Consider the following 3,419-nt stretch of genomic DNA (forward strand, 5'->3'; position numbering starts at 1 on the left):
CCGAGGCACTGCAGGACGCCGCGGTCGACATCGCCATCGCCGCCGACGAGGTGCGCGGTGACGACAAGACGCCGGCCACGGACGACGTCCAGGCCGTGGTCGAGGACGAGCGCCCCCGCTCCTGACCTCGAGACGCGAAAGGGCGCCCCGGCTGCGGCCGGGGCGCCCTTCGGTCTTCCGGAAGGATCAGCCCGCGGTCGCCTTGTCGAAGGCGCGCTGCGCCGCCTGCTGGGCGTCGGCCAGGGCCTGCTCGGTCGTCTTGTCGCCGAGCAGGGCGGCGGTGATGGCGTTGTTGAGCTCGTTCTGGATGTCCTGGCCCGCGGGCGACGAACCGAACGACCGGCCGGAGCCGACCACGTCGTAGTAGGTCGAGATGACCTGGTCGAACCCGCTGTCGCCGGTCGGCTTCACGTACGTCGAGCGGATCATCTCGTCCGCCTCGGGCGATCCGGTGAACAGGCCCGTGTTCAGTCCGTCCTTGCTCTGGATGGTCGCGGCGCGCGCGGCGCCGGCAGCCATCCAGGCGTCGGTCGAGGTCAGGTCGTTCATCCACGCGCAGGCCGCCGCGGGGTTCTTCGCCCCCGCCGGGATGACGAATGCCGTACCCGAGGCGAGCGAGAACGGCTGGCCCTCGGCATCCCGGAACGGAACGGCCTGCAGCGAGATCCGGTCGCGCGAGGCGCTGAGCACGTTCGGGTACCACTGGTTCGCCACCTGCGCCCCGACCTGGTTCTGCGCGAACTGGTTCGCGTCGCCGAAGGTGTCGAACGAGTCGGTGAAGCTCTTGACGGCGGCGTATCCACCCTGCGCGTCGGTGATCTCCTTCAACGCGTCGATGCCGGCGGCGTTCGCGGGGTCGTCGAGCGTCGGCTTGCCCGTGTCGTCGGTGAGCTGCCCACCCATCCCGAGCACCCACAGGCCGCCTTGGCCCGTCGCGACCGGGTCAAAACCCAGACGCGTGGGGGATCCGCCCGAACCCTGGTAGATCTTCGCGATCGCGGCGAGCAGGCCGTCCAGGTCGGACGTGTCGAACTGCTCGGGGGTCACCCCGGCCTCGTTCAACACGTTCATGTTCAGCAGGATCGCGGGCGGTTGGTAGAACTGCGGCGCCGCGTAGACGGCATCCTCGTATGTGACGTCGTCGACGACGTTGGCGTACCACCGCTGCTGCGGATCGACGCTCTGCGCCTCGAAGCACGCGTCGAGCGGCATCAGCAGGCCCTGTGCGGCGTAGGTGGTGACGTAGCGGCGGTCCATCTGCACGACGTCGGGCACGTCGCCGCCGGCGATGCGGGTCGTGAACTTCTGGGCGTCGAAGGCCGTGGCATCCAGGGTCACCTCGACGTCGGGCAGCTGGCCGGCGGCGAAGTCGAGACGAGATTGACCCACGTCGTCGGCGTTCTCGAAGCCCCACGCGGCGAGGGTTCCGGTCGGCGCGGCCGAGAAGTCGACGTCGGCGGCCGGATCGGATCCCCCTCCTCCGCTGCACGAGGTGAGAAGGGCGAGGGATGCCGCGCCGGCGACGACACCGGCGAGTGTGCGTGTGCGCATGAGAGGTCCTTTCGGGACGGGGGGATGGGTCAGCCTTTGCGGCCCTGGGTGGCGACGCCCTCGACGAAGTACCGCTGGCCGAAGGCGAAGATGAGGAGCATCGGCAGGGTCACCAGGAGCGAAGCGACCATGACGTACTGGTAGTCGCCCTGACCGCCCGCGCTGGGGCTGTACTTGGTCATGGCGTAGGCGATGCCGAGCGGGGCGGTGAACTCCTCGACCGACCCGGCGTTGAGGTAGATGAGCGCGGCCTGCAGGTTGTTCCAGCTGGCCTGGAACTCGAACAGGAACACGATGATGAACGAGGGGATCGACAGGGGCATCGCGATGCGCCAGAACAGCCCCCAGGCGCTGCATCCGTCGAGCCGTGCCGCCTCGAACAGCTCGCGCGGCACGCCCAGGAAGAACTGCCGCTGCAAGAAGATGTAGAAGGCGCTGCCGAACAGGTTCATGCCCCACAGCGGCACCCAGGTGCCGAGCAGCCCGGTCTCTTTCCAGATGAGGTAGATCGGGATCATCGTCACCGCACCCGGCAGCATCATGGTCGCCAGCACCAGCCCGAACAGGAGTCTTCGGCCGGGGAAGCGGAAGTACGCGAAGCCGAAGGCGACGATCGAGCTCATCACCGCGACGGTGGTCGCCGCGAGCAGCGCGATCGAGACGCTGTTGAACATCCAGCTGAGCAAGGGCAGCTGGTTCCACACCTCGGCGTAGTTGCCGGGGGTGAAGGTCTTCGGGATCAGCGCGTTGTCGAACACCTCGCCGCGCGGCTTGAAGCTCGCCGCGAGCAGCCACGCGAAGGGGTAGAGGAACAACAGGGCGAACAGCACGAGCACGGCCGCGAGCACCACGCGCCCGGCGAGGGTCTTCGGCTGCGACAGGACGCGGCGCCACCGCGGGGGCCGGGTGGCGGATGCCGCGAGCTCGGGCTTCGCCTGCGCGACGCCCGGGGTCTGCAGGGTGCCGGTCATCAACGGTCTCCCTCGTAGTAGACGAAGCGATTGCCGAGGCGCACCTGCACGAGGGTGATGAGCAGGATGATGACGAACAGCAGCCACGCCATGGCCGCGGCGAAACCGAAGTCGAACTGACGGAACGCCTGCTGGAAGAGGTAGATCGCGTAGAACAGCGACGCCTCGGGCGAGGCGTTGCTCTGGTCGCGCCAGAACAGCAGGTAGGCCTGGTCGAACACCTGGAACGCCGCGATGGTCAGCACGATGACGTTGAAGAACATCGCCCCCGAGATCATCGGCAGCGTGATCGAGAAGAACCGGCGCACGGGACCGGCGCCGTCGATCTGCGCGACCTCGTACAGGTCGACCGGGACGTTCTTCAACGCCGCGAGGAAGATCACCATCGTGCCGCTGACCGTCCACAGCGCCATGATGACGATGCTCGGTTTGACCCACGCGGGGTCGACCAACCACTGCGGCCCCGGGATGCCGATCGCGCCCAGCGCGCGGTTGATCGCCCCTGAGTTGCCGTTCAGCAGCAGGAAGAACACGGCTGCGGTCGCCACCGCCGGGGTCATCTTCGGCAGGTAGTAGAGCGTGCGGAAGACGCCCGCGCCCCGCCCCACCCGGCTCAGCAGCAGCGCGAGGAACAGCGCGAAGGCGATCTCGAGCGGCACCGCCATGACCGCGTAGAACAGGGTGTTGCCGAGTGAGACGGCCACCCGAGGGTCTTCGAACAGCTGCGCGTAGTTCGACGTGCCGACCGGCCGCGCGGAGTTCGTCGCGAGGTTGTAGCTCGAGAACGAGATGACGAGGCTGTAGATCATCGCCCCGGCCGTGAAGACGAGGAACCCGACGATCCAGGGCGAGATGAACAGGTATCCGGCGATCGCCTCGCGGCGGTTGTACTTCACC

Annotated in this window: 3 protein-coding genes; all 3 read right to left on the minus strand. The window is 68.0% G+C overall.

Features of this window, described 5'->3' with window-relative positions; translation table 11 throughout:
• Window positions 1-186 precede the first annotated feature (186 nt).
• The 3 genes from DBR36_RS16710 to DBR36_RS16720 are packed head-to-tail and all read right to left on the minus strand — an operon-like array spanning window position 187 to window position 3,418.
• Window positions 187-1,551: an ABC transporter substrate-binding protein gene (locus DBR36_RS16710; RefSeq protein WP_108320814.1), complete on the minus strand. Its 1,365-nt coding sequence runs from the start codon at window positions 1,549-1,551 to the stop codon at window positions 187-189.
• 29 nt (window positions 1,552-1,580) lie between these two features.
• The gene (locus DBR36_RS16715) at window positions 1,581-2,522 is read right to left on the minus strand and encodes a carbohydrate ABC transporter permease (RefSeq protein WP_108320815.1); all 942 of its coding nucleotides are present in this window, start codon (window positions 2,520-2,522) and stop codon (window positions 1,581-1,583) included.
• The gene (locus DBR36_RS16720; RefSeq protein WP_108320816.1) at window positions 2,522-3,418 is read right to left on the minus strand and encodes a carbohydrate ABC transporter permease; all 897 of its coding nucleotides are present in this window, start codon (window positions 3,416-3,418) and stop codon (window positions 2,522-2,524) included. Before DBR36_RS16720 ends, DBR36_RS16715 begins: the two co-directional genes overlap by 1 nt.
• Window position 3,419: the final 1 nt, after the last annotated feature.

This window comes from Microbacterium sp. HMWF026 (assembly GCF_003061325.1).
GTDB lineage: Bacteria > Actinomycetota > Actinomycetes > Actinomycetales > Microbacteriaceae > Microbacterium > Microbacterium testaceum_E.

Bases quoted from the DNA above. Each gene is read 5' to 3' on its own strand.
- DBR36_RS16710 (WP_108320814.1), bottom strand. From the start codon at position 1,551: ATGCGCACACGCACACTCGCCGGTGTCGTCGCCGGCGCGGCATCCCTC.
- DBR36_RS16715 (WP_108320815.1), bottom strand. From the start codon at position 2,522: ATGACCGGCACCCTGCAGACCCCGGGCGTCGCGCAGGCGAAGCCCGAG.